Origin of the sequence: Vibrio sp. 10N.261.52.A1 (genome assembly GCF_002876325.1) — a bacterium.
In the GTDB taxonomy this organism is placed as follows: domain Bacteria; phylum Pseudomonadota; class Gammaproteobacteria; order Enterobacterales; family Vibrionaceae; genus Vibrio; species Vibrio chagasii.
Window position 1 is genome coordinate 21,149 of record NZ_MCYD01000059.1, and the last position, 7,249, is coordinate 28,397.

Consider the following 7,249-nt stretch of genomic DNA (forward strand, 5'->3'; position numbering starts at 1 on the left):
TTTCCAGAGTATATTCACGCAAAAGCGATCACATTATACACAGCAATACTAATCAGATGCTATTGCATCTGAAAGAGTTTCTAACGCTTGATCAATGTTTTCGCTATCCAACCAAGTTAAATCATCCCAACTGCGCAACCAGGTGATCTGTCGCTTGGCCAACTGACGGGTTGCACAGACACCACGGAAAACCGCTTCGTCTAAATCACAATTACCGTCTAAATAATCCCACATCTGCCTATAACCAACGCATCGGATCGATGGCAATTCAGGGTGAAGATCTTCTCTGGCGTACAGCGCCTTCATTTCTTCTTCAAATCCTGCTTCGATCATCTTCTCGAAACGCAGCTCAATGCGGCGATGGAGTTCCTTCCTTTCCTTGGGAGCTATTGCAAATTGTTTTACACGAAATGGCAGGCTATCGCCTTTCGTTTGAGTTAGCTCTGTTAATGTTTTACCCGAAATTCGATAAACTTCCAATGCCCTTGAAAGCCTTTGTGGATCATTTGGGTGTATTCTTTCAGCGGATACGGGATCAATCTCTCTTAATTGATCATGTAATGCTTGCCAACCTTGCTCAATAGATTCCGCTTCAATCTGCTTACGAATCTCAGGATCCGCAGCCGGTAGTGGCGATAAACCTTCCAACAACGCTTTGTAGTAAAGCATAGTGCCACCCACCAAAAGAGGGATCTTGCCTTGGGCAACGATCTCGTTCATCTCTTTTAGTGCATCACGACGAAAATCTGCCGCAGAGTACGCTTCGCTTGGATCAAGAATATCAATCAAGCGGTGAGGCGCGAGCGCAAGCTCTTCTGCATCCGGTTTAGCGGTGCCAATATCCATGTCTTTGTAGATAAGTGCCGAATCGACGCTGATGATCTCTACTGGGTATTTCTGACGTAAGCGGATAGCTAAATCTGTTTTTCCTGATGCCGTTGGGCCCATTAAAAACAACGCTAAAGGTAATTTTTCAGTCATGATAGTTAGTATTTGTTTCTCAGTTATAGCGCTTTATAGCAAAGGGCTTTTGTCACGAGAGGCTTGCTTTCAAAAAAGTCCCATCGTAAAAAATAAAATCACACACAGCCTAAGCCGTAAATAAGCTTAATTTACCAATAAACTAAGCCATAAATGCCGCAATAGTCGCCGAAAAGTCGATAGGATTAACAAACTCAGGATCATCTAATGGAAGTAGACCATGCCAAAGTTGTTCAAGTTCCCCAACTAATTGAACCGCTTCAGATAAAGTGTAGTCGCTTTTTACTTGTGCGGTTTGAATCCCGATCCAGTTAACCAAAGCTGGCAACATGTCATCAGGTTGCTTCACTGTACTCTGGGCATTTATTGAAGCCGCGTACGATAACAGATCTGGGATCAGAATTTGTAAGTTTTGCTGCCTTAATGGAGAAGGAACCCCCATCACCATAATGGCTTCGCTATTTCGAACCTTAAGTTCAATACCCAGACGAGACAATGGTTGGTTTAATGTCTTCGCTACCTCAACCAATTCATTGCCAATTTTAAGCGATAAAGGCACCAGTAATGGCTGGCTTTTCAATGCCCCGCTTCGTGTATCGAGCTGGCCAATAACGCGCAGTAACTCCGCTTTAGCTAAGGAGACCAATACGCAACCATTCTTGTTGCCCATCATCAGGTACTGACGCTCGACAATCGAGACCGCCTTACCTAATTCAGTGACTGGTGTTCTTGGCTTCGCCTGAGGTAGCTTCTGTTGAGACGGTTCAGTATCGCTTGGCGCTGTTTGCGTCACCGGCTGTTGAGCATCTGATGGCTCGACGGTTTGACGCTCAAAATCTGGCGTTTTCAATAACTCTTTGTAAGCGCTCACCTCACGCTTCGAAGGCGCAGGTTCGGCGTGGTGTTGATGTGACTCTTTCTCTTTCTTCGGAGCCGGTCGTGATTCTATCCACTCTTGACGAGGTGAACCGGTAAAACTGGTTTCACGAGCAGACGAGTTTCGGTTAGCAAGTGAACCTAAATTACTTGAAGAGCCACTGCTTGAAGAACCTCTGTTAGACGCTAAGTCATAGTGCTGAACACCATCATTAACGCTGTGCTGAGGCTGATCATAAGCTTGCTCAGATTCAGACTTTCTCGGATAGGCTGGAGTCTGTTCAATCGCATGTCGCACTCTTTCAGAAACCTGCGAGTGTTCCAAATGAGCTGGGACATTGCTTTCTGGAGCACTAAAACTCGTCGTCTCTTCCCCTTCAGGCACCGAACTATCTTGCTGGTAACTAGGATCTTCTGATTGGTGGAAAGCGGATTGATTAATAGGCGCCGCATCGATTTGCTTACTTTGTGCTAGGCCATCGCTCAGTGCTTGATAAATAAAATCATGCACCAGACGAGCCTGATGAAAGCGCACTTCATGTTTAGCAGGGTGAACGTTCACATCGACTTGATGCGGATCCAGTTCAATGAAGAGTACGTAAGTTGCAAATTGGTCTGGGCGCAAGCTGGTTTCGTAGCTTTGGCGAATCGCGTGATTGATCAGTTTGTCACGCATCATACGGCCATTCACATAACAGTATTGTAAGTCGCTTTGCTGTCTTGCCCCCTCTGGCGTAGTAATCCAGCCGTGAAGTTTCAATCCTTGGTGCTCAAGTTCTATCTTAAGCATATGACGAACAAATGGATTACCGCATACCGCTGCAATGCGTTTCTCGGCTTGGACCTCTGTCTTAGCAGCGCGGTACTGACGAATCATCTTGCCGTTATGACGCAGGTTGATCGTCACATCAAAGCGGCTTAATGCAATACGCTTAAGCAGCTCATCAATATGAGTGAATTCGGTTTTTTCAGTACGTAAGAATTTGCGGCGTGCCGGGGTATTGAAAAACAGATCCAGCACTTCAACAGAGGTGCCGATTGGGTGTGCAGCAGGCTGCAATTTTACCTGCATGTCTCGGCCTTCACTGTGCGCAGCCCAAGCTTGATCTTGAGTGGCTGGACGTGAAGTCATGGTTAAGCGCGCTACTGAGCTGATACTCGCCAACGCTTCACCACGGAAACCTAGGCTGACGATCGCCTCAAGGTCATCAAGAGTATGGATTTTAGAGGTAGCGTGACGACTTAGTGCGAGAGCAAGCTCATCTTTTACGATGCCCTTACCGTTATCACGAACACGGATCATCTTGGCGCCACCTTTCTCGATATCAATATCGATGCGTGTCGCGCCGGAATCCAAACTGTTCTCTACCAGCTCTTTTACAACAGAGGCTGGCCTTTCTACCACTTCACCCGCTGCGATTTGGTTCGCTAAGCGAGCTGGCAGTATTTTGATCGTCATATTTATAGCTACCTTACTGCCATTCATAGAAGCCCTTCCATGTTTATAAGGCACTTCTATGTTAGTTAAACTCGATTATTTATGAGGAATAATAAGCACTTGTCCAATCGCCAATTCATCAGAACGGAGCTTATTCGCTTGGCGAATGCTGTTCACACTCACACCGTATTTCGCGGCGATCTTGCCTAAGTAATCACCTCTTGCGACTTTATGTTTGCGCAGAGGAACATCTTTAACCTCAACCGTAATACGTAACTTCTGACCCACTCTCACCGTTTCTGATTTTAGACGGTTCTCACGTTTAATATCAGCCACAGACACTTTATAACGGCTAGCGATCTTACCTAGGTACTCTCCAGACTTAACCGTGTGAGTGATAGTCTTAGTTTTAACCGCACTGCTTGATGATGAGCTTGAAGCACCGCCTGGAATCTTAAGCACTTGGCCAATCGCTAGGCTACTCGACTTCAGATTGTTGTACTTCATCAATGCTTGTGTCGATGTGCCGTACTTACTCGCAATCACCGATAACGACTCACCACGAGACACCTTGTGCTGACTCACACTGCCTGTTGATGATGTCGCATTAGACAAGATAATCCCTTCAGGCGGGTTCGCTTTCAGGTATTTCACCACAGCTTTAGTTACCGCACGTGCAAGCTTATCTTGGTGCGAACGTTGGAAAAGTAACTTCTCTTCCGTTGGGTTTGAAATAAAGCCCGTTTCTACCAATACCGATGGGATCTGTGGTGAGCGCAATACTGCCAAGCTCGTATTAATCGGCTTACTGTTGTGTAGCTTAGCGACTTTACCCATTTCAGACAGAATCGCTGTTGCCAGTTTATAGCCCTCTTTCTGAGAGTGGCTAAACTGCAGGTCCAACAAGGTTTGGTTTACGTTCTTATCATCAATATTATTAGTGAAAGCAGCGCCGCTGCCTCCCAACAATTCTGATTGTTTCTCTTTATTCTCAATCCAACGGGAGATTTCTGTATTCGCACGTCGAGTGTTCAGCACAAACACCGAGCCGCCTCGAGGTTGAGGTGTGGTAAACGCATCCGCGTGAATCGAGATCAACAGGTGAGCTTCATTTTCACGAGCGATAGCAACACGTCGATTGAGGTTTACGAAGTAGTCAGCATTACGAGTCATTCGAGTTTTGATGCCCGGAACCGCATTCAATTGAGCAGCTAACTTCTTTGAAATACTTAGCGTCGCATCTTTTTCATATTTACGACTTGGACCAATCGAACCTGGGTCTTCACCACCATGGCCAGGATCAATCACGATCAAAATATCTTTCTGACGCTTAACCTGATTGATGTCTTTGCTTACCGTTGGCTTACTTGGTTTTGCAGCAGGTTTGCTCTTGCTCGCCGCACCATGAGGCAGATCGATAACCAAGCGGTGCCCATATTGGCCGCCCGGTGTTGGGCTCAACTTAAAGAGCTCAGCTTTAGAAGATTTCTTCAATTCGAAAACTAATCTATAGGTTCCCTTCTGTGGGGGAGAGCTTTTACGAACTTTAGAAAGTACTGGGCTGTCTTTCACCATCACCGGTAACTTAGTGGCCAATTCGGTATTTTTTAAATCGACAACCAAGCGGCTTGGGCTGCTCAGTGTGAAATAGCTAAAGTCGACCTCAGATTTAAGATCGATAACTACACGCGTTTCTTCAGGTGAAGGCCAAACCCTCAAACCTTTTAGTGAATTCGCAGAAACCAGTGATGAAAATAGTAAGGAGAAAACAGCAGCCATCATGGCTACTGTTGGAAAAAGGCGTCTAGAAATCAACATAACTCCAACTGACTAAGTAAGCGCTGTCCGTATTCACTATTAGCGGTTAAAGAAACAATACGGTGATCGTCTTGGTAACGAATATCAATATCCATGTCCGCTTCTGGTAGCAGTCCTTGGCCTTTCTCTGGCCATTCAACCAAACAGATCGCGTCAGGCGTAAAGTAATCACGAATCCCCATAAACTCGAGTTCTTCAGGATCGGCTAGGCGGTAAAGATCAAAATGATACACCTGCCAATCTGCAAGTTGATAAGGTTCAACTAGAGTATACGTTGGGCTCTTTACATTTCCTTGATGACCAAGTGCTTTTACAAAGCCGCGACTAAACGTCGTTTTACCTGCGCCAAGATCACCATGCAGATAAATCGTTGTCTGCTGTGAGCAAAGATTAGAAAGCTCCGTTCCTAGTTGAATCGTTGCTTGTTCATCTTTCAAAGTAAATTGTTTAGTGCTCATGAATACGTTCTCTAAAAATCGATCGTTGACTATATAAAAATCAAAAGAACAAGAATAGTAAACCGTGATGCTTTTGGGAGACAAGCACTCAAGTGTAAGTTCTATGAAAAATACTGTTCAAAACACGTCTGTTCTGGTCAACACCACTAAGATCCGTTAAGATCCGCCCCCATTTTTGCCGAACCGAATTTTAGTTATCCTTATCTCTATAAGAATGAAGCCATGAATCTAGACCATCTTGCTGAAAAAATTAAAATTTGGGGAAAAGAGCTAGGCTTTCAAAAAGTTGGCATCTGCGATGTTGATCTCAGTGAACATGAAGCCCCTCTTCAAGCATGGCTAGATGCAGGTCATCACGGCGAAATGGATTGGATGGCCCGTCATGGCATGATGCGCGCACGTCCTAATGAACTTCACCCAGGAACCATTCGAGTGATCAGCGCCCGAATGAACTACCTACCACCAGAAGCTCAATTTGCCTCAAACCTCAGTGATACCACTCAAGGTTACATCAGCCGTTATTCTTTAGGCCGCGATTATCACAAATTGTTCCGTAACCAATTGAAAAGGCTGGGTCAAAAAATTGAAAAAGAGGTCGAAGGTTTAGACTCTCGTCCTTTCGTCGATTCAGCGCCTATTTTAGAAAGACCACTCGCTCAAAAAGCAGGGCTAGGCTGGACAGGCAAACACTCACTCATACTCGATAAAGACGCGGGCTCTTGGTTCTTCCTTGGGGAGCTACTAGTGAACATCCCTCTTCCTGTCGATGAGCCGAGTGTTGACGAATGTGGCAAATGCACCGCATGTATCACCTCCTGCCCAACCGGCGCCATTATTTCTGATGGTGTGGTTGATGCTCGGAAATGTATTTCATATTTAACGATTGAATACGATGGCGTAATCCCAGAAGAGTTCAGAGAAGCAATTGGGAACCGAATCTATGGTTGCGATGATTGCCAGTTGGTTTGCCCATGGAATCGTCACGCTGATATCACTGAGCAAAAAGACTTCCACCGTAGAGAAGATTTTAAAGAAGCCGACCTCGTTTTACTCGCAAGCTGGGATGAAGCGACCTTCTTAAAGAAAATGGAAGGCTCAGCGATTAGACGTATTGGCCATACGCAATGGTTACGCAATATCTATGTTGCTATGGGTAATGCACCATTCCAACAACGTATTGTTGAAACGTTAGAATCTCACCGAGGTAATAGCGACATGTTAGATGTTCATATCGAGTGGGCTTTAGAAAAACAATTACAGCAATTGCCGAGCATTATTGAGGTTCAAAAAGGTAACAGCAAAGTCGCAACTAAAAAGCACCGGCTGATACGTATTGTTGAGAAAGGACTACCAAGAGATGCTTAGCCCTATATATGCCAATGTTTGGCAGGCTAGCTCTTACTAACAGTCCAATATTTAAGACAACTCGTTGCACATAATTTTAGAACAATGTTTGACCTTGTTCTCAATTTTGACAATGTGGAAAAAATTCAGAACTCTCGTAAACTTCCGACACCTACACAAAGTTAAACACAGTACCGATAAATGATTAAGATCAAAAAACAACAAGTTAACGATCTTTCACCAAATCCCGCATACGCACCTAAACTTATAGAAAACAATAGGTTACAAACATCAAGATTTGGCTAATATATTGAAAACAAGAAAGATCTTTTTG

General features: G+C 44.8%; 5 protein-coding genes. 1 reads left to right on the top strand and 4 read right to left on the bottom strand.

What is annotated here, in order from left to right; translation table 11 throughout:
* Positions 1–48: 48 nt before the first annotated feature.
* From miaA to tsaE, 4 genes are all read right to left on the bottom strand, one after another.
* Positions 49–981 (bottom strand): tRNA (adenosine(37)-N6)-dimethylallyltransferase MiaA, encoded by a 933-nt coding sequence (gene miaA, locus BCT81_RS00880; RefSeq protein ID WP_004741291.1) that lies wholly within the window; start codon positions 979–981, stop codon positions 49–51.
* Positions 982–1,123: 142 nt separating this feature from the next.
* Positions 1,124–3,316, bottom strand: a complete 2,193-nt coding sequence (gene mutL / locus BCT81_RS00885) for a DNA mismatch repair endonuclease MutL (protein WP_102422999.1) — start codon at positions 3,314–3,316, stop codon at positions 1,124–1,126.
* Between the two features lie 75 nt (positions 3,317–3,391).
* Entirely contained in the window at positions 3,392–5,113 is a 1,722-nt protein-coding gene (locus BCT81_RS00890) for an N-acetylmuramoyl-L-alanine amidase (RefSeq protein ID WP_102422996.1), read from the bottom strand.
* A complete protein-coding gene (gene tsaE, locus BCT81_RS00895; RefSeq protein ID WP_004741294.1) occupies positions 5,107–5,571 on the bottom strand; it encodes a tRNA (adenosine(37)-N6)-threonylcarbamoyltransferase complex ATPase subunit type 1 TsaE in 465 nt (154 codons plus the stop codon). The genes BCT81_RS00890 and tsaE overlap by 7 nt, the downstream gene beginning before the upstream one ends.
* 222 nt (positions 5,572–5,793) lie before the next feature.
* On the opposite strand from tsaE, the gene queG reads away from it, so the two are divergent.
* Entirely contained in the window at positions 5,794–6,936 is a 1,143-nt protein-coding gene (gene queG, locus BCT81_RS00900; protein ID WP_102422997.1) for a tRNA epoxyqueuosine(34) reductase QueG, read from the top strand.
* Positions 6,937–7,249 lie beyond the last annotated feature (313 nt).

Excerpts from the sequence above, each read along its gene's own strand:
- miaA (WP_004741291.1), bottom strand. The coding sequence starts at position 981 with ATGACTGAAAAATTACCTTTAGCGTTGTTTTTAATGGGCCCAACGGCA.
- mutL (WP_102422999.1), bottom strand. The coding sequence starts at position 3,316 with ATGACGATCAAAATACTGCCAGCTCGCTTAGCGAACCAAATCGCAGCG.
- BCT81_RS00890 (WP_102422996.1), bottom strand. The coding sequence starts at position 5,113 with ATGTTGATTTCTAGACGCCTTTTTCCAACAGTAGCCATGATGGCTGCT.
- tsaE (WP_004741294.1), bottom strand. The coding sequence starts at position 5,571 with ATGAGCACTAAACAATTTACTTTGAAAGATGAACAAGCAACGATTCAA.
- queG (WP_102422997.1), top strand. The coding sequence starts at position 5,794 with ATGAATCTAGACCATCTTGCTGAAAAAATTAAAATTTGGGGAAAAGAG.